Raw genomic sequence first — 17,988 nt, 5'->3', positions numbered from 1 at the left:
GGTGATTTAACAATCATGTCATAAAACTTTTCCAATATGTTTCCATATGAACCAGAATTGTTCTATGGATTTAACAATGGAAAGCCTTATCTTTATCCGAGAAAATTTCAGGTGGTTGGTTGCCGGGTTCCTGTTGGCGTTTTTAAGCTCCTTTGGACAGACGTATTTTATCTCTATTTACGCTGGCGAACTGCAAAACGAGTTCTCGCTCACCCATGGTGAGTGGGGTGGCATCTATATGATTGGAACACTGATCTCCGCATTCACCATGTTTTTTGCTGGTGGTTTGACGGATACGTTCAGAGCTCGCACATTAAGCGTTATTGTGATGGTTTGTTTGGGACTTGCATGTTTATCGATGTCCGTGATTTCCTCGGCGTTTTTGTTAATCTTTGCCGTCTTTGCATTGCGCCTATTTGGTCAGGGAATGTCGTCGCACATTTCCATGGTCGCCATGGCTCGATGGTTTGTTGCAACACGCGGGCGAGCCTTAGCGTTTGCGTCACTTGGTTTTGCCTTTGGTCAGGCGATATTGCCATTATCTTTCGTTGCGTTGACCGAAATGATGGGATGGCGCCAGTCCTGGATAATCGCAGCAGTGATAGCTTTGTGCGCCGCACCGCTATTTTATGTTCTTTTACTGAGGGAACGCACGCCACAGGCTGTTGCTAAAGAGAACAATTCGACAGGTATGCAAGATCGACACTGGACGCGGAATGAGGTTTTAAAGCATTGGCTGTTTTGGCTCATACTGCCGGCTTATGTGGGGCCAGCGATTTTTGGGACTTCGTTCTTTTTTCACCAAGTGCATTTTGCTGAATTTAAAGGTTGGACGCATTTGCAATTTGTGTCGCTGTTTCCAGTTTTAACTGGATTATCCGTGCTCGTAACTATGACGTCTGGTTGGGTGATAGATCGGTTTAAATCAGGCCGGTTGATGCAGTTTTATGTCTTTCCCTGTGCGGTGAGTTTTGTTTTGTTTTGGTATGTTGAAAGTCTGTTAGGTGCAGCCATCGCCATCGCGATTATGGCGATCACAGCTGGGCTTCAATCAACTTTGTCTGCGGCTTTTTGGGCGGAATATTTTGGTACGCAATATTTGGGCTCGATTAAAGCAATGGCAGCTGTTGCCATGGTGCTCGGTTCAGCCATTGGTCCAGGTCTCACCGGATGGCTGATTGATATCGGAATTTCCTTTGAGGATCAGATGCTTTGGATTGCCGTCTATATGTTGATAGCAACACTGCTCAACACATTTGCTTTACGCAAAAGCCGAAACATAATTGTAGCGTAATGAGCCGAATTTAGGCCTTCACGTCGTCGGTATCTTTATCCAATGAGTGTTGCATGACAACGCGCATTTGGAACACCATAAAGATCATGCTGATTGGCATGACGCCCCAAACTTTAAACGCCACCCAGAAATCGGTTGAGAAATTACGCCAGACAATTTCATTGATCACTGCAAGGAAGAAAAAGAAGAAACCCCAGCGGATAGTGAGTTTCTTCCAGCCTTCATCGTCCAAATTAAACGCAGCATCAAAAGCGTAACGCAAAAAGGATTTACCAAAGAGATAGCCGATCAGAAGTGTTGAGCCGAAGAGCGTATTGACGATGGTTGGCTTCATCTTAATGAAGGTTTCATCTTGCAACCAAAGTGTAAGCGCACCAAAAATAAGCACAATCATGCCAGTGATGAGCGGCATGATTGGTATCGTGCGTGTGAGCACCCAAGAGACCGCAAGCGAAATGCTTGTTGCGGCCATGAAAAGTGCCGTTGCGATGAAAATCGGACCGCCGAGTTCTGCAAGGCTTGGAAATTTTTCAGCTAACCATTCACCACGGGAATTTGCAAAAAAGAACACTACAAGTGGACCAAGCTCCAGAGACATCTTTAGTACTGGATTAATCGGGGGTTTTTCACTGATTTTCGTGTCACTCATAAAGTGTTCCAATATTTGTTCAAATTACTGTTCTGCAGATATGATGAAAAGTCGTTGATTACAAGGCAAGCCTTTATCAACTCTACGTGCTGATATCGAAATTAGATTTTTTCAAAAAAATTATATTGCTCGATGATCCGATTAGAATTTAGCCCCGTATATCCCTTTAACAAATAAAGTTCCCCTCTTCTTTGTTTGTTGCTTATGTATCACCCTGCATAAGATATGTAAGCATTCCGCATGTTTTTCGACCATTCATGCGGTTCAAATCCGGTCTCCCACCGGTACTTAAAAACCGTCACTTCTTAAAGTGGCGGTTTTTCTTTTCTCAAGCCAAATTTGAACTTTATTCTTCTTGGCCACCATTGGCGAGCGCTTGTGCAAATTCATGCGCTTCAAAGGGTTCAAGATCATCCACACCTTCACCAACACCGACGAAATAAACCGGTAATTTATGCTTAGCTGAGATGGACACCAGAATTCCGCCGCGCGCAGTGCCGTCAAGTTTGGTCATGACAAGGCCGTTTACGCCTGCCACATTGCGGAAAATCTCAACCTGACTTAACGCGTTTTGACCGGTCGTTGCATCCAATGTTTGCAAGACAGTATGCGGGGCTTCAGGATCGTGTTTACCAAGCACGCGGACGATTTTTTCAAGTTCATCCATCAGCTCTGCTTTGTTTTGCAATCGCCCGGCGGTATCGATGATTAAAACATCCGAGCCTGCTGCTTTTGCCTGCTCAAATGCATCGAATGCCAATCCGGCAGCATCTGCTCCCAGTTTGGAAGAAACAACAGGTGAATTGGTGCGTTCACCCCAGATGTGAAGTTGTTCAATCGCTGCCGCTCGGAATGTATCACCCGCGGCGAGCATTACACTTAACCCACCATCGGTAAGTTTTGCGGCTAATTTGCCGATTGTCGTAGTTTTGCCAGTCCCGTTTACGCCAACAACCAAAATCACATGTGGCTTGTGGGATAAATCCAATTCAAGCGGTATTGCGACAGGCGATAATACTTTTTCGATCTCGGTTGCCATGATGGATGTCACATCTTCAGTACTGACATCCTTGCCATAACGTGTTGATGCCAGCGTATCGGTAATACGAATAGCCGTTTCCAATCCAAGGTCAGACTGGATTAATACATCTTCCAAATCCTGCAGCGTATCTTCATCCAATTTGCGTTTGGTGAAAATTCCGGTGATCTGCTCGGACAATTGATTTGATGTACGAGACAGGCCTTTGCGCAGACGCTTAAACCAGCTGAGTTTTGGCTCTTCCGCTGGTTGCGGTGTTTCTGGTTCCGCAGGCGTTTCGATTTCGGACACGGTATCAGCGACAGCAACTTTTTTACTGGGTTGGTCGTCAGTTTTTTCCGCATTAGCATCAGTTTCCGCTTGATCTTCAACAGGCGTCGACGCAGTTTTCTCTGGCTCTGGCTCTGGCTCTGGCTCTGGCTCTGGCTCTGGCTCTGGCTCTGGCTCTGGCTCTGGCTCTGGCTCTGGCTCTGGCTCTGGCTCTGGCTCTGGCTCTGGCTCTGGCTCTGGCTCTGGCTCTGGCTCTGGCTCTGGCTCTGGCTCTGGCTCTGGCTCTGGCTCTGGCTCTGGCTCTGGCTCTGGCTCTGGCTCTGGCTCTGGCTCTGGCTCTGGCTCTGGCTCTGGCTCTGGCTCTGGCTCTGGCTCTGGCTCTTGAGCTGTTTCCGGTTCAGCTACCTCTAGCGAAGGTTTTTCTTTTAAAATTTCGGGTGCAGCTTCCGGCTCAACTTCCGGTGTAGTTTGTTCTTCAGGTTTTGGTTCGGCGGGCGCATCAGGGGTTTCGGCTTCATCAGAGCTGACGCCGATTTTTATGACCTCATGGGTCTGAATAGCTTCAGGGACATCACCTTGTTTTTCGACGACGTCGTCTGTTGTTTCTTCGACCTTTTTCTTGCCGAATGAAAACACCTTTTTGATAAAGCCCATCGCCATAAAAGACTACGCCTCGCTTAACACTTGTTTGAGATCTGCTTGTTTGACGACAGCAGATAATTGTTTGCTATTGTGGCCATTAATGCGGGCGGTGACAATCGCACCCGTTGGCAAGTTGGATAAAACTCCACCGTTTTCGTCGAATAATTCGACCATCGTGAAGTTTTCTGTGCGGCCGATACCTGATTTCTCAATCAAAATTTTCGATTGTTGAGCATTATTGGCCATTTTATCTAAATGGTTTTGATAAGCCGCTTCGCCTTTTGAGCGCAGTTTTGCAGCACGTTGTTTGATTAATCCACGATCTAGCTGAGGCATTTTAGCCGCTGGGGTACCCTCGCGCGGGCTAAATGGGAACACATGTAATAGTGATATCCCGCAAGCATCAATCAGCGAAATACTCTCTTCAAACATCTCGTCTGTTTCTGTTGGAAATCCTGCAATGATATCCGCACCAAAACTGATATCAGGGCGTAGTTCGCGGACTTTATTGCAAAACTCAATCGCATCATTGCGCAAATGACGCCGCTTCATGCGTTTTAAGATCATGTCCGCCCCATGCTGCAAAGACAAATGCAGATGCGGCATGAATTTTTCTTCGTGTGCTAACAGATCAAACAGATCCTGATCGGCTTCGATACTATCAATTGAAGACAGTCTTAGACGGTTTAAACTAGGAACTTGTTTAATGATGGCTTTAGCAAGCTGCCCCAGAGAAGGTTTGCCGGGAAGATCGGCACCATAACTTGTCGCGTCTACACCGGTAAGCACAATCTCACGATAGCCGTTGTCGCAAAGGCTTTTCACCTGATCGACAACAGCGCCCATCGGCACTGATCTCGAATTGCCGCGACCATAAGGAATAATGCAAAATGTGCAGCGGTGATCGCAGCCATTTTGAACTTGTACAAATGCGCGGGTATGGCCTTCGATTGCATCAACCATTTGCGGGGCATTTTCTTCCACCTCAAAGATATCGTTTACACGGACTTTTTCGAAATTATTGATGCCAAATTCCGGCAGCGCGCGATAGGACTGGCTTTTAAGCTTGTCATCATTGCCGATGATCAAGTCAATTTCATCCATGCTGGCAAAGCTCTCAGGCTCTGTTTGCGCTGCGCATCCTGACACGATGATGCGCGCATCTGGGTTTTCACGGCGCGCTTTGCGTATTGCCTGTTTTGCCTGACGCACAGCTTCGCCGGTCACCGCGCAGGTATTGACCAATATCGCGTTTTCCAAGCCAGCTTTATCCGCTTCTCGTTTCATCACTTGTGTTTCATAAGTGTTGAGGCGGCAGCCAAATGTGAGCGTTTTAACGTTCGAGTTTTCCGACATAAAAGCCTATATGGCGTATGTCGGGCAAAATTGCCAGTCGTGATTTAAATCCATAAAAAACTATGAGTTCATCATATGTCGCGTGTCATGCTTGATTTTACGATCTCTATCGGTTTACCCTCCGTTCAGCTACTTATCTGGGGAGAGTAATTGTGTCGAATATCAAGTTTTTGTTGGCGGGCATTATTTTAATTACGATGTCCTTCGGTCACGCTTATGCATCTCCCGAACCAACATTTACGTGCCGAGTTCCACCGGGCACTTTTTTGCAGCGCGATGGTTATTCGCTTGGTGAAAACCTATATGTGTTTGATAATTCGGTAGCGTTGGAAGGATATCAAGATCCATCGGAACAAGTGCCTTATGTCAGCGATGAAGGCGATGTGACAACTTACGCCAATAATCAATTATCGATCTATGTCTCAGCATATGGTGCGGAAATTGAGCTCAAAAGCGGGCTTTTGATCAATTGCGAATTTGCCAGCCAATCCAATGACCAACAAGCTGAGATCATCAATAGTGAAAGCTATGGTTTATCCGATGGCATAGCCTATGAAAGCATTATCCGTGAGCAGCCATCACCTAATAGTCGACGTCTGCAAAAGCTCGGTCAGTATGAAGAGATTTATATTGTTGAGAATATGGGTAACAATTACCAAGGTTTTGATTGGTTTAAGGTTGAATATAATCGCGGACGCAATGGCTTTGTTTCAGAAGCCTATGCATGGGGTGGCACAATTTGCGCAGCTGGCGGACCAATCCCGGGCATTATGCAGCAGTGTCCTTAGATTTTTTCAAAGTATTTTCATCCTCTGAAAAGTCCAGATTCATTTGCTTTGAAATTTTAACCTGTATTGTCGTTGATTTCATGCCCATGAAATAGTTTGTATCAGTTACTTTGTAATACTCACCATTTTTGTCTTTTCGCATTGTTTGGCGGCGATAGACGGACCGTAATTTTCTCAAAATAGATACCTCAAATTTGAACTATAATTCCTTTTGTAGGGAATCGAGTATAAGATGTATATCACATGGAAAATATTGTCGCATAGGTTGAAAATTACTAAAGCAGTAAATTACTCAGATTTATTCTTCGTCCCGAACCCAATCACCGGTTTCGGGGTTCAGCATTCCCGACCATTCCCATTCAGCCGGGCCTGTCATGATGACATGATTATTGTCTTTCCATTCAATTGAAAGCTCAGCGCCGCTTGGGACTTTCAGCGATACATTTCTTCCGGTGCGTTCTGTACGCGCTGCGCTTACGGCAACAGCACATGCGCCTGATCCGCAGGCCAGAGTAAGACCAGCACCACGTTCCCATGTGCGCATTTCCATTTGATCTTCACCCGTTAATTGCGCGATAGAAATATTGGCGCGTTCTGGGAAAATCGGATGGTTTTCCAATAGTGGGCCAAATTTTGCCAAGTCATATGACCAGACATCTTTATCCACCCAAAAGATCGCATGTGGGTTACCCATCGACATAACCGATGGTGAATGCAGGATAGGGTCGTCAATTGGTCCTATTTGCAATTCGATTTTGCTGGTATCGGCAAATTCTTCTTCTAAGGGGACTTTGTCCCACGCAAATTCCGGCTCGCCCATATCAACTGAGATCAGTCCGGTTGCATGCTCTTTTGCGGTCAAAATGCCTGCAAGCGTTTGAAAGGTGAAGGCATCTTTGCCTGTTTCAGCAGATAGAGCTTGCACCACACAGCGCGTGCCGTTGCCGCATGCTTGTGCTTCGGATCCATCAGAATTTAAGATCATCACATATGCATCGGTGCCATCAACACGTGGATCATGGATTGCCATGATCTGATCAAACTTAGTGGCTTCATTTTGGGCTAAATTTATCGCAGCCTGCGGCGTGACAGGCGTGAGTTTTCCGCGCATATCCACCACTAAAATCTCATTGCCAGCGCCATTCATTTTGGCGAAAGGTGTTTGCTCAGTCATGTCATTTATCCATCTAGGTCCCCAATATAGTGTCGGGTCAATGAATTTCCTAGTTCAAATAAAAAGACCATGCGCAAGACCCTAAAGCCCTGCGCATGGTCTGATAAAATTGATATATCGAATTTAGCGATATTTATTCTTTGGCTCAAAACCTGTTGGTTCTGCAGAACGCATGTTACGAACCCAAACTTCACGATTTGGATGCATACCACCACCACGAACCGCAGGAACCGCAGATGTGCGCATGCGGTGAAGCAAGCGTGTATCTGCAATACCGCAATTTGGATGCGCGCCGCCATTATCATCAACTTCTTTTTGCCATTTCGCTTTGCGCTCTGCCAAGATTTTCTCGTCTTTAAGCGGGATGCAGTCAAGCACGTTGTCATTCAGATCGATGACGATTTCATCACCATCTTCCACAAGGCCAATCGCGCCACCAATAGCTGCTTCTGGACCCACATGCCCAATCACAAGACCAACAGAACCACCAGAGAAACGACCATCTGTCATCAGCGCAACCACGATACCTTTTTCACGGCAAAGCGTTGTAATACGTGACGTTGAATCCAGCATTTCAGGCATGCCAGGCGCGCCGCTTGGGCCTTCATAACGAACAATGACAATGTCGTTGTTTTCAAAGCGATCTGGGCGTTGCTCAAGTTCATCCAAAAGTGCTTGTTCACCAGCAAATGTTTTTGCTTTGCCTTTAAAGACATTGTCTTCAAGACCACCTTCAACGCCTGCAAGTTTAAGCACGGCGCCAAAATCTGGTGACAAGTTACCACCCAAGAGACGTAAACCCCCTGTTGGTTTATATGGTTTTTCAGCTGGGTAAATCACTTTGCCATCAGCTTTCGGTGTGTTGAGGCTTTCAACCTGCTGGGCCAAGGTTTCACCAGTACATGTGAGCGTATCACCATTTAGAAGACCAGCTTCAAGCAGTTCGCGCACGATCACTTGAACACCACCTACTGCATCGATATCAACCATTGAATAACGGCCATAAGGGCGCGCATCTGTTAGAACAGGAACTTCGTGTTTTGAAAGATGGTTAAACTCATCAGGGGGCATAACATCACGCCAGAAATGCTCGAACCCTGCAGCACGTGCGATTTCAGGAATGTGCAAGATCACATTTGTTGAACCGCCCACAGCCATTGCAACAATCAAAGCATTACGCAATGAATCACGCGTTACGATATCACGTGGCAAAATTTGCTTGTCGATCAAGTTTTTCAAGTGTTGAACAAGTTCAGCTGGGAATTGCTCATAGCGGCGGCGATCATCAGATGCTGGGGCTACCATGTGCAATGGCTGCATGCCCACAACGCCGATAAATGTTTGCATTGTGTTATAAGTGAACATGCCGCCGCAGCTACCAATGCCCGGACAAGCCGCGCATGAAACTTTGAATTTGTAATCCGCATCATCATGACCCGCAACCTGATAAGCTGATACGATATCAATCGGCTCATTTGTGTCTGGGTGCGTGCCTGGATGGATTGAGCCATCTGACATGATGATGGCTGGTTGGTTATGTTCCAAAATACCAGAAAGCGTTCCGACAGGTGGTTTGTCGCAAGCAACAACAGCGATCGTGCCACCAAGACCGGTTGCGCTTAAATGCTCACATACACTGTCATTGGTCACTTCACGGCCGATGAGCGAGTAGCGCATTTCGCGCGTACCATTGCGGATGCCATCCGATGTCGCAATTGTATATTCTGGCTGTACCAGACGAAGCGCCATTTTGCCTTCTTCATCGCCAATATTGTCGAGAAGGTTTTGATGAATTGCTTCCACCTTGTCCTGCACGCCCATGTAACACTGGCTATCACCTTTTGTACCAATCACACCGACCGATGGCTTGTGGATCAGGTTAATATCAGTACCCAATTCGCGCGCGATGCCGATGGCTTGCGCATTACGACCGGGATGTGCATCAAGTGTAACAGGTTTAGATTTAGACAAGACTATACTCTTTCCAGGTTTCAATAGGGATTGTTAATCCGCGCTTTTTATTTTGTTCGAGTTGTTGTGTATCGTTTTTAAAACCAACTGCAATATTTTTTCACAAAAAAAGCCAAAAATGTAGCTTTTTTCGTCTCTCGTATTGCAAGAATATCGATGTTAGGCTGATAAAGCGCTTAAGATCGAGATGATTTACGTGAATTGCGAGAGATGGACAGTTGAAGATTTCACTTCATAAAATTACCCGAGAGAACTTTGATGCTGTCATTGGTCTTTCTCTTCGTGATGATCAAAAAGATGTTTTGCCATCAAATGTATTCTCCATTGCGGAGTCTACTCTGTCTCCGTTATTTCATCCTCGAGCGATCTGTCATGATGATAAGGTCGTTGGTTTTACAATGTACCAATTTGGCGAAATCGGTGATTTTGACGAGGATGATTGTACGATCTGGCGGTTTATGATCGATCAGCAACATCAAAATACAGGGATTGGCACAATTGCGCTGAGATTGGTGATAGAGGAAATAAAATCTTATCACCGCGCAAAACTGATCGATATTTATTATCATCCCGAAAATTTCGCGGCGAAGAAGCTCTACGCGAAATTCGGGTTTAAAGTCGTTGGTGACCGAGATGACGGGACGCTGATCGCAGAGATCACGATATAAGCTTTCATAGCGGCATTATGATTTTGGGATATCCCACACTTCGCCCGGGCGCATTGGTCTGAAACGATGGGGTTCGATAGCTTTTTCTTCTAACGCTCTGGTTAGATGTTCAACAGGTTCATGAATAGCTTCATTGGTGAGTTTGAACGTGCCGAAATGATGGCCAGCTGCATATTTGGTATTGCTAAGTTTAAAGCCTTTGACCGCTTCGGATGGGTTTTGATGTTGATGCTGCATAAACCAGCGCGGTTCATAGGCCCCGATGGGTAAGATGCTGGCGCGGAATTCACCATGCTTCTCACTTGCATTGCGATAGTTGATCCCATCATGGAATCCAGTGTCGCCAATATGATAGAGCTTGCCCGCAAGACCTTCGATGACAAAGGCGGCCCAAAGCGCCATTCGGCGATCGTTTATACCGCGCGCTGACCAGTGATGGCAGGGTTCGAAATGAAATTTGACGCTGGCAAATTCAGCAATATCACCCCAGTCACCAGTTTGGATATTCATACTTGGAATGGCTTTGTGCACAATTTTATCATTGCCCAGTGGGGTAATGACGAGCGGATCGAATTTTTGATGTAGTTGTTTAAGCGTGGCCAAATCCAAGTGGTCATAATGATTGTGCGTTAGCAAGATCACATCAATTTTGGGTAAATCTTCCATCGCAATGCCAGGAACATTGCGTCTTTTCGGACCAATGAATGAAAAAGGGCTGGTGCGAAATGACCAAACAGGATCGGTCAAAATATTGAGCCCACCGGTTTGTATCAAAAATGTTGCGTGACCGACCATTGTGAGCCGCATGGCATCTTGCGCCAAAGCAACATCCGGTTTTGCGGGGTCGAAAGGGCTTATGTGTTCGTCAGGCCATGCTTTATCGGTTTTGTCGCGAAATCGCCATTTCAATAGATCTTTGAAACTACCGGGTGGAGTGCCATTGGGATTGAAAAAATAGGTGCCGTCAAAGTGATCAGACACTGGGCCTTGGTAATAGGGGTTTTTGCTCATGCTTCTCAAATAGGGTTGGGCATAAGTGATTTCAAACTCTGGCTTCTCACATTATGTCTCATCAAAGTGCTGAAACGCGTGATTTACTTGACATATCCATGCAATTGCTGTTTAAGCCGCAACATATATCTGAAAGCTACGAGTTTTAACTCTAAGCCACCGACCGGGACCCGAAAAGGTATAAAGAGATCCCCAAGGTTCACATCCGACAGCGCGTTGCGCCCTCGGGTGCGTTTTGGCTTTGGTCATTGGTTTGATCAAAGTCTGGCTTAAATGTTGAAATTCTTGCCAAGGATGACGATTTTCTTAGTAAGATCACGAATGATTTTACGGAAAAAAGGACGATAAAGCAGATGTTTGATAATCTTCAGGACCGCTTGGGTTCCATTTTAAACGGCCTTACAGGCAGAGGTGCACTATCTGATAAAGATGTGTCGATGGCTCTGCGCGAAGTTCGTCGTGCTTTACTGGAAGCTGATGTGGCCTTGGAAGTCGTTCGAGATTTCACCGATAAAGTTCGCGAAAAGTCTGTTGGTGCTGAGATTTTAAAATCCATCAAACCTGGGCAGATGGTTGTCAAAATCGTTCATGATGAACTGGTTGAAATGCTCGGTTCAGAAGGTGTGTCGATTGATCTAAACGCACCTGCTCCTGTTGTTATTATGATGGTGGGTCTTCAAGGGTCTGGTAAGACAACCACATCTGGTAAGATCGCTGCGCGTTTAGCATCTCGTGACCGCAAAAAAGTGTTAATGGCGTCGCTTGATACACGTCGTCCGGCAGCGCAAGAACAATTGCGCCAGTTGGGTGAGCAAACTGATACCGACACATTGCCAATAATCGAGGGTCAATCACCAACAGATATTGCAGCGCGTGCCGTGCAAGCTGCAAAACTTGGTGGCCACGATGTGGTTATTCTAGATACCGCAGGCCGCACCAGCATTGATGAGCCATTAATGCAGGAAATGGCGGATATCAAAACCAAAGCTAATCCGCATGAAATTCTTCTCGTTGCCGATTCATTGACTGGTCAGGATGCGGTGAATTTAGCGCGTAATTTTGATGATCGCGTTGGTATTACAGGTCTTGTTCTAACGCGTATGGATGGTGATGGCCGTGGTGGTGCAGCTTTATCGATGCGCGCTGTCACTGGTAAGCCTATTAAGCTGATTGGTGTTGGCGAGAAGATGGATGCTCTTGAAGAGTTCCATCCAAAACGGATTGCCGACCGCATTTTAGGCATGGGCGATATTGTCTCCCTTGTTGAAAAAGCTGCGGAGACCATCGACGCTGAAAAAGCTGCAAACATGGCCAAGCGCATGAAAGCAGGAAAGTTCGATATGAACGATCTTGCTGAACAGCTTGGGCAGATGAAATCCATGGGCGGTATGGGCGGCATTATGGGCATGATGCCTGGCATGGGCAAAATGAAAAATCAGATGGCTGCTGCAGGTTTGGATGATAAAATCTTTGACCGTCAGATTGCGATTATCTCGTCCATGACGAAGAAAGAGCGCACCAATCCTGAGCTTTTGAAAAACTCCCGTAAGAAACGTATTGCTGCGGGTTCAGGCACCACAGCTGCTGACATTAATAAGCTTATTAAAATGCACCGTCAGATGGGTGATATGATGAAAGCTATGGGCGGCAAAAAAGGTGGCGGCATGATGAAGCAAGCCCTTGGCGCTATGGGTGGCAAAATGGGTATGCCTGGAATGGGCGGCGGAATGCCCGGTGGTATGGGAATGCCTGATTTATCCAATATGGATCCAAAACAAATTGAAGAATTACAAAAGCAGGCCAAAGCCGCGGGTCTTGCTGGAGGTGGTGCAGGTGGCGGATTGCCAGGCTTAGGTGGTGGTGGCCTTCCAGGTTTGCCAGGTTTACCGAAGGGTAAAAAGTAATCATGAGCCTTGCTCTTAACATACCAACTCTAGAGACCGAGCGCTTGGTTTTGCGCGGGTTTGAAGAGCGTGACCTTGATGCTCTTGCTGGACTTTGGGCAGATGAAGATGTGACGCGTTTTCTGGGCGGCAAAAAAACACGTTCAGATACATGGCGAGCTATGGCTTCAATTTTGGGCCATTGGTTTTTACGAGGCTTTGGTTTCTTTTGCGTTGAAGAGAGATCTTCTGGGCAAACAATTGGATATTGTGGCCCGTGGCGCCCTGAAGGATGGCCTGAAAATGAGATTGGATATGGTTTTTCAAAGGCTGCTCAAGGTAAAGGTTATGCAACGGAAGCTGCAAAAACATCGCTCCAATTTGCTTATCAGACTTTGGAATGGAGCACTGCGATCAGTCTCATTGACCCGCAAAATGTAGCCTCTCAAAATGTTGCTCTAAAACTGGGTGCGACGCTTGATCAAACTGGTGTGGATGTCACTGACTTTACAGCCGATATTTGGCGTCACTTGCCGAAAAACGAATTCCTAGCGAGGTACTCATGAGCGAACAGTCTCCAATGGACCAACTTTTAGAATTGCGCGCATCTATTGATAATTTTGATGCTGCACTTGTACATATTTTGGCGGAACGTTTTCGCGTTACCAAAGAAGTTGGCAAACTTAAAGCAAATCACGAATTCCCTCCTTCTGATCCGAAGAGAGAGGGTGAACAGATCGATCGGTTAAGACGTTTGGCAGAACGTTCGAACCTTGACCCCGATTTTGCTGAAAAATTTCTTGAATTCATAATCAAGGAAGTCATTCAGCACCATAAACAGGCGCGAGGGTAACCTTCGCGACAATAAATCCGATGCAATAGATTGATGCATCAAACGTCATTAGAAAAGGAAATTAAAATGGCAACTAAAATTCGTTTGGCCCGTGGCGGCTCAAAAAAGCGTCCTTACTACCACATTGTAGTAGCAGACGTGCGTTCACCACGTGATGGTCGCTTCATCGAGCAAATCGGTCACTGGAACCCAATGTTGGGCAAAGACAATGAAAACCGTGTTGGTTTGAACGAAGAGCGCGTTAAGTTCTGGCTTGAAAGCGGCGCACAGCCAACAGACCGTGTTCACCGTTTCCTAGACGAAGCTGGTCTTCTTAAGCGCGAGCCACGTAACAACCCGAACAAAGCTAAACTGGGTAAAAAAGCTCAAGAGCGTGTTGATGAAGCCGCTGCGAAAGCTGAAGAAGCTGCTGCTGAGGCTGCTGCCGCTGCTGAAGAAGCTGCTGCAGAAGAAGCCCCAGCTGAAGAAGCTGCTGCTGAATAAACAATTACATTTTGTAATTCTTCAAAGGCGGCGCGGATGTGCCGCCTTTTTTGTATCAGCAATGCGAATTTAATTTCCCTTGAGACAAAAGCGCTGTAAGAGACACTTAAAATCATTTGGGTAACGTCATTTAGGCAAAATATTATGAAGCTTGAAAATCCAATTTTGCTGGGAACGATAGGGCGAGCACAAGGCGTGCGCGGCGAAGTGCGTGTAAAATCTCACACGGATGACCCCGTTGCTTTGGGTGATTATGGCGTTTTGTTTTCCAAAGAAGGCAAGAGATTTGAAGTTTTGGACATTAGGCCGCATAAAAATGTGGTGGTTGTGCGCTTTTTGGGCGTCAATGACCGCAATGCGGCTGAGGCATTAAACGGCACAGATTTATTTGTAGAACGTGCAAACCTTTCGGACGCGGATCTTGATGAAGACGAGTATTTTTACGCTGATCTGGAAGGTTTAGAAGCGTTTGATGAATTTGGTGCTAGCTGGGGTTTCATCAAGGCTATATTTGATTTTGGTAGTGGTGATCTGATTGAGTTGCAGGCCAAGGGCGAAAAATCGGTGATCATACCGTTCACCCAAGCCGCAGTTGTTGATGTTGATATTAAGGCTGGTAAGATCATCGTTGATCCTGAAGCTGCTGGATTAATCGATGATGGTTCATCATCTGATGACGAATGGCCTGAAGAGGATGGCGATCAAAAGCCGGAAAGCTGACCATGAGCTTTAAAGCGTCCATATTAACGCTGTACCCGGATATGTTTCCCGGGCATTTGGGGCATTCTATGTCTGGGCGTGCGATTGAACGTGGTGATGTTGAAATCAATGCAATCAACATAAGGGAATTCGCTGAAGGCAAACATCGTAATGTTGATGACACCCCCTCTGGTGGTGGCGCTGGGATGGTTTTGCGTGCGGATGTTTTAGCGCGAGGTATTGATAGCTTGCCGGATGATAACCGTCCGAGATTACTTATGTCGCCGCGCGGTAAACCGCTGACCCAATCGCGTGTTCGCGAATTGGCTGATGGTGAAGGTGTTGTGATCATCTGTGGTCGTTTTGAAGGTGTTGATCAGCGGGTAATTGACGGGCGAAACTTAGAAGAGGTTTCCATCGGTGATTATATTTTATCCGGTGGTGAGCCTGCGGCTTTTATTATGCTCGATGCGATCATTCGTCTTTTGCCAGGCGTGATGGGGAATGACGAATCTGGTGAATTTGAGAGCTTTGAAAATGATCTGCTAGAGCATCCGCATTATACTCGTCCGCAGGAGTTTGAAGGCCGTGAAATCCCTGAGGTTCTGTTATCGGGTAATCACAAGAAAATTGATGAATGGCGTATGGCGCAATCTCAAGCGTTAACAACCGAACGCCGCCCTGATCTTATTAAGGCCAGAAACACGCAAAAACCTAGAAAATAGGGGTGACAAAGCCGCCAAGATGCTGTATTGACCCGCCAACTCGAAATATAAGCGAGCGCGGTCGATAAAATATGGATGATCGCAACCATTAAAGATAATGCTTGGTGAACACGCTGCTGTCCTTGGACATAATCCTGGAGCAAGATGACTTCAGGATGAGTGAAAGCGCTCTGACCACTAAAAGAATGAAAGGTTAAAGCTTATGGATATTATCCAACAGCTCGATGCTGAGCAAAAAGCAAAAATTGAAGCTAAACGTACTCTTCCAGAATTTTCACCAGGTGACACTGTTCGCGTAATGGTTCGCGTGACAGAGGGCAACCGCACACGTCTTCAGGCTTATGAAGGTGTTTGTATCGCTCGCTCTGGTGGCGGTTTGAACGAGAACTTCACAGTTCGTAAGATTTCTTATGGTGAAGGCGTTGAGCGTGTTTTCCCAATCTATTCTCCACTTGTTGAAGAAGTAATCGTTGTTCGTCGCGGTAAAGTTCGTCGTGCGAAACTATACTATCTTCGTGGTCGTCGCGGTAAATCTGCACGTATCGTGGAAAATACAGGTACACGTACTCGTAAGCTTAATGATGCTGAGCGCGCAGCTATCGCCGAAGAAAAAGCACGTATTGAGGCAGAAAAAGTGGCAGCAGCGCAAGCTCTTGCTGCAGAAAAAGCCGCTGAAGATGCTGCTGCAAAAGCAGCCGAAGAAGCAGCAGCTGCTGAAGCACCTGCTCAAGAATAGACTTTTTCGAAAATTCAAATATTTGGAAGCGCTGGCTATTTGCCGGCGCTTTTTTATTTGTTAGAAAAGTCCATGACCAATTCCCCCAAGCTCGTCTTTGATCACATTGCAATTGTCGCCCGCAATCTTGATGAAGGTGTCGACTATGTTCGTCAGCAAATAGGCATTGAGATGCCAAATGGTGGCGCGCATCCGATTATGGGAACGCATAATCGCTTGTTGTCTTTAGGTGAAACCGAGTTTTTAGAAGTGATTGCCATTGATCCAGATGCAATGTCGCCAAATAGAGCTCGTTGGTTTGATCTTGATCGATTTGATGGTGCGCCAAGAATTGGTGCCTGGTTATTGGGTACTTCAGATATTAAAGATACTTTTGATCCAGCACATGGTCAGATTATTGATATGACGCGCGGTGATCTTAAGTGGCAGATCTCCGTTCGTAAGGATGGATTGTTGTCACACGATGGCGCGTTTCCGCAAATCATTGAATGGCCTAAAATTTCGCATCCTGCTGGCCGAATGGGAAAATGTGGCTGTCGCCTGAAATCATTTGAAATTTCGCACCCTGATGCATTGCAAATCCAAGAGTTTCTCGCAGGTTCGTTGCAGGATGATCGCATTTCAGTTGTTCAAGGCAATCAGAGTTTTAAAGCCGTTTTAGAAACGCCCAATGGATTGCGAATTCTAACTTAACATAGAAGTACGGCTTTATGATATTGATGTCATTGCATCAATATTACATAATCTGACGACACAATCACACTAAAGCAAGAGATCCCAATGACCATTAAACGTCTTGATCACGTCAATATTCAAACCACACAGTTAGATGCGCTTATTGCATGGTATAGCGATATTTTGGGATTGAAATCTGGATGGCGGCCAAACTTTCCATTTGGTGGGGCATGGATGTATGCGGGTGATTATCCGGTCGTGCATTTGGTTGAAATAGATACTGATGACACAGTTGGTTCAGAAGTGAATTTGAAGCTTGAGCATTTTGCTTTTTCCGCGACAGATGAAGATGCATTTAAAGCGCTCTTGGAAGAACGCGGCATAGACTACCGCTGTGGAGAGCCACCAAAAGCGGGCATTCGTCAGTATAATGTGTTTGATCCGGACGGAAATCACATCCATATTGATTTTGAGATTTAGACCATGGCGAAAACAGATTTACCCATTCTTGAGCAGCGCCGAATTGAAGCTAATATTATCAAGCCAATTTATGATGAAATGGCTTCGCGGCTAGGTAAGGCCGAGGCTAATTCGATCTTGCAAACTGCGATCACAAAGGATTCGATGGAGCAAGCCGCCGCTTATGCTGAGAGCGAAGAGGGAGACGCCACCCTTCATAGTTTCCATGCGTTATTGCCGCAATGGAAAGCAGGTGGTGCGCTGGAAGTCGAGATGCTCAAAGAAGATGAGCATGAAGTTCATTATAATGTCACACGCTGTAAATATGCTGAGATGTATCGCGAGATGGATTTAGCGGATATTGGGCACATCTTGTCTTGTGGGCGTGATGGTACGTTTTGCACGGGCTATAATCCCAAGATCAAGCTCGATCGCACGCAGACGATTATGGAAGGCAAGAGCCATTGTGATTTTCGCTATCGCTGGGAAGATGATGGCGCTACCTAAATAGGTTCTACAGCAAACCTTTTCTAACCAATTTAATTGTCCCAACTTGGCCAGTTCACAAACGTGATTGTGTCTATTTACAAATTGTATGCAAATGTATACAATT

The 17,988-nt window shown here is 46.1% G+C and carries 19 protein-coding genes; 13 read left to right on the top strand and 6 right to left on the bottom strand.

Annotated elements, in window-relative coordinates; all coding sequences use genetic code 11:
* Positions 1-76: 76 nt before the first annotated feature.
* A complete protein-coding gene (locus ACZ1GZ_RS01295; protein WP_472666618.1) occupies positions 77-1,294 on the top strand; it encodes an MFS transporter in 1,218 nt (405 codons plus the stop codon).
* Positions 1,295-1,304: 10 nt separating this feature from the next.
* On the opposite strand, the gene ACZ1GZ_RS01290 is transcribed toward ACZ1GZ_RS01295, so the two are convergent.
* From ACZ1GZ_RS01290 to mtaB, 3 genes are all read right to left on the bottom strand, one after another.
* Positions 1,305-1,943: a septation protein A gene (locus ACZ1GZ_RS01290; protein WP_472666617.1), complete on the bottom strand. Its 639-nt coding sequence runs from the start codon at positions 1,941-1,943 to the stop codon at positions 1,305-1,307.
* 346 nt (positions 1,944-2,289) lie between these two features.
* The gene (ftsY, locus tag ACZ1GZ_RS01285) at positions 2,290-3,912 is read right to left on the bottom strand and encodes a signal recognition particle-docking protein FtsY (protein WP_472666616.1); all 1,623 of its coding nucleotides are present in this window, start codon (positions 3,910-3,912) and stop codon (positions 2,290-2,292) included.
* Positions 3,913-3,918: 6 nt separating this feature from the next.
* On the bottom strand, positions 3,919-5,250 hold the full coding sequence (mtaB, locus tag ACZ1GZ_RS01280; RefSeq protein ID WP_472666615.1) for a tRNA (N(6)-L-threonylcarbamoyladenosine(37)-C(2))-methylthiotransferase MtaB: 1,332 nt from the start codon (positions 5,248-5,250) through the stop codon (positions 3,919-3,921).
* Between the two features lie 152 nt (positions 5,251-5,402).
* Here mtaB and ACZ1GZ_RS01275 point away from each other — a divergent pair, with 152 nt between their 5' ends.
* Complete coding sequence (locus ACZ1GZ_RS01275; RefSeq protein ID WP_472666614.1) at positions 5,403-6,038, top strand: SH3 domain-containing protein; 636 nt, start codon at positions 5,403-5,405, stop codon at positions 6,036-6,038.
* A gap of 298 nt (positions 6,039-6,336) precedes the next feature.
* On the opposite strand, the gene dapF is transcribed toward ACZ1GZ_RS01275, so the two are convergent.
* Together dapF and ACZ1GZ_RS01265 are read right to left on the bottom strand one after the other, a co-directional pair.
* On the bottom strand, positions 6,337-7,212 hold the full coding sequence (gene dapF, locus ACZ1GZ_RS01270; protein WP_472666613.1) for a diaminopimelate epimerase: 876 nt from the start codon (positions 7,210-7,212) through the stop codon (positions 6,337-6,339).
* A gap of 123 nt (positions 7,213-7,335) precedes the next feature.
* Positions 7,336-9,183 (bottom strand): dihydroxy-acid dehydratase domain-containing protein, encoded by a 1,848-nt coding sequence (locus ACZ1GZ_RS01265; RefSeq protein WP_472666612.1) that lies wholly within the window; start codon positions 9,181-9,183, stop codon positions 7,336-7,338.
* 218 nt (positions 9,184-9,401) lie between these two features.
* Here ACZ1GZ_RS01265 and ACZ1GZ_RS01260 point away from each other — a divergent pair, with 218 nt between their 5' ends.
* A complete protein-coding gene (locus ACZ1GZ_RS01260; protein ID WP_472666611.1) occupies positions 9,402-9,851 on the top strand; it encodes a GNAT family N-acetyltransferase in 450 nt (149 codons plus the stop codon).
* Positions 9,852-9,866: 15 nt separating this feature from the next.
* Here the strand turns inward: ACZ1GZ_RS01260 and ACZ1GZ_RS01255 are convergent, their stop codons facing one another.
* The gene (locus ACZ1GZ_RS01255; RefSeq protein WP_472666610.1) at positions 9,867-10,862 is read right to left on the bottom strand and encodes an MBL fold metallo-hydrolase; all 996 of its coding nucleotides are present in this window, start codon (positions 10,860-10,862) and stop codon (positions 9,867-9,869) included.
* A gap of 353 nt (positions 10,863-11,215) precedes the next feature.
* Here ACZ1GZ_RS01255 and ffh point away from each other — a divergent pair, with 353 nt between their 5' ends.
* The 10 genes from ffh (at position 11,216) to ACZ1GZ_RS01205 (ending at position 17,882) form a co-directional block, all read left to right on the top strand.
* Entirely contained in the window at positions 11,216-12,766 is a 1,551-nt protein-coding gene (gene ffh, locus ACZ1GZ_RS01250; RefSeq protein ID WP_472666609.1) for a signal recognition particle protein, read from the top strand.
* A gap of 2 nt (positions 12,767-12,768) precedes the next feature.
* A complete protein-coding gene (locus ACZ1GZ_RS01245; protein WP_472666608.1) occupies positions 12,769-13,311 on the top strand; it encodes a GNAT family N-acetyltransferase in 543 nt (180 codons plus the stop codon).
* A complete protein-coding gene (locus ACZ1GZ_RS01240; RefSeq protein WP_472666607.1) occupies positions 13,308-13,598 on the top strand; it encodes a chorismate mutase in 291 nt (96 codons plus the stop codon). Before ACZ1GZ_RS01245 ends, ACZ1GZ_RS01240 begins: the two co-directional genes overlap by 4 nt.
* A gap of 66 nt (positions 13,599-13,664) precedes the next feature.
* Complete coding sequence (rpsP, locus tag ACZ1GZ_RS01235) at positions 13,665-14,081, top strand: 30S ribosomal protein S16 (protein ID WP_472666606.1); 417 nt, start codon at positions 13,665-13,667, stop codon at positions 14,079-14,081.
* 141 nt (positions 14,082-14,222) lie between these two features.
* The gene (gene rimM, locus ACZ1GZ_RS01230) at positions 14,223-14,801 is read left to right on the top strand and encodes a ribosome maturation factor RimM (protein WP_472668209.1); all 579 of its coding nucleotides are present in this window, start codon (positions 14,223-14,225) and stop codon (positions 14,799-14,801) included.
* Between the two features lie 2 nt (positions 14,802-14,803).
* Positions 14,804-15,505, top strand: a complete 702-nt coding sequence (gene trmD, locus ACZ1GZ_RS01225) for a tRNA (guanosine(37)-N1)-methyltransferase TrmD (protein WP_472666605.1) — start codon at positions 14,804-14,806, stop codon at positions 15,503-15,505.
* A 202-nt stretch (positions 15,506-15,707) separates the two neighbouring features.
* On the top strand, positions 15,708-16,241 hold the full coding sequence (gene rplS / locus ACZ1GZ_RS01220) for a 50S ribosomal protein L19 (protein ID WP_472666604.1): 534 nt from the start codon (positions 15,708-15,710) through the stop codon (positions 16,239-16,241).
* 72 nt (positions 16,242-16,313) lie between these two features.
* Positions 16,314-16,934 (top strand): VOC family protein, encoded by a 621-nt coding sequence (locus ACZ1GZ_RS01215; protein ID WP_472666603.1) that lies wholly within the window; start codon positions 16,314-16,316, stop codon positions 16,932-16,934.
* Between the two features lie 87 nt (positions 16,935-17,021).
* Entirely contained in the window at positions 17,022-17,396 is a 375-nt protein-coding gene (locus ACZ1GZ_RS01210; RefSeq protein WP_472666602.1) for a VOC family protein, read from the top strand.
* A 3-nt stretch (positions 17,397-17,399) separates the two neighbouring features.
* Positions 17,400-17,882 carry an L-2-amino-thiazoline-4-carboxylic acid hydrolase gene (locus ACZ1GZ_RS01205; RefSeq protein WP_472666601.1) on the top strand — a complete coding sequence of 161 codons (483 nt, stop codon included), beginning with the start codon at positions 17,400-17,402 and terminating at the stop codon, positions 17,880-17,882.
* Positions 17,883-17,988 lie beyond the last annotated feature (106 nt).

Source organism: Lentilitoribacter sp. JB5-8, from assembly GCF_055693385.1.
This window is presented reverse-complemented; position numbering and strand designations above follow the sequence as displayed.

What these genes read in the sequence shown, in the direction of transcription:
- ACZ1GZ_RS01205 (WP_472666601.1), top strand. Translation starts at nt 17,400, where the DNA reads ATGGCGAAAACAGATTTACCCATTCTTGAGCAGCGCCGAATTGAAGCT.
- ACZ1GZ_RS01215 (WP_472666603.1), top strand. Translation starts at nt 16,314, where the DNA reads ATGACCAATTCCCCCAAGCTCGTCTTTGATCACATTGCAATTGTCGCC.
- ACZ1GZ_RS01210 (WP_472666602.1), top strand. Translation starts at nt 17,022, where the DNA reads ATGACCATTAAACGTCTTGATCACGTCAATATTCAAACCACACAGTTA.
- trmD (WP_472666605.1), top strand. Translation starts at nt 14,804, where the DNA reads ATGAGCTTTAAAGCGTCCATATTAACGCTGTACCCGGATATGTTTCCC.
- dapF (WP_472666613.1), bottom strand. Translation starts at nt 7,212, where the DNA reads ATGACTGAGCAAACACCTTTCGCCAAAATGAATGGCGCTGGCAATGAG.
- ACZ1GZ_RS01245 (WP_472666608.1), top strand. Translation starts at nt 12,769, where the DNA reads ATGAGCCTTGCTCTTAACATACCAACTCTAGAGACCGAGCGCTTGGTT.
- rplS (WP_472666604.1), top strand. Translation starts at nt 15,708, where the DNA reads ATGGATATTATCCAACAGCTCGATGCTGAGCAAAAAGCAAAAATTGAA.
- ACZ1GZ_RS01290 (WP_472666617.1), bottom strand. Translation starts at nt 1,943, where the DNA reads ATGAGTGACACGAAAATCAGTGAAAAACCCCCGATTAATCCAGTACTA.
- ftsY (WP_472666616.1), bottom strand. Translation starts at nt 3,912, where the DNA reads ATGGCGATGGGCTTTATCAAAAAGGTGTTTTCATTCGGCAAGAAAAAG.
- mtaB (WP_472666615.1), bottom strand. Translation starts at nt 5,250, where the DNA reads ATGTCGGAAAACTCGAACGTTAAAACGCTCACATTTGGCTGCCGCCTC.
- ACZ1GZ_RS01240 (WP_472666607.1), top strand. Translation starts at nt 13,308, where the DNA reads ATGAGCGAACAGTCTCCAATGGACCAACTTTTAGAATTGCGCGCATCT.
- ACZ1GZ_RS01255 (WP_472666610.1), bottom strand. Translation starts at nt 10,862, where the DNA reads ATGAGCAAAAACCCCTATTACCAAGGCCCAGTGTCTGATCACTTTGAC.
- rpsP (WP_472666606.1), top strand. Translation starts at nt 13,665, where the DNA reads ATGGCAACTAAAATTCGTTTGGCCCGTGGCGGCTCAAAAAAGCGTCCT.
- ACZ1GZ_RS01295 (WP_472666618.1), top strand. Translation starts at nt 77, where the DNA reads ATGGAAAGCCTTATCTTTATCCGAGAAAATTTCAGGTGGTTGGTTGCC.
- ffh (WP_472666609.1), top strand. Translation starts at nt 11,216, where the DNA reads ATGTTTGATAATCTTCAGGACCGCTTGGGTTCCATTTTAAACGGCCTT.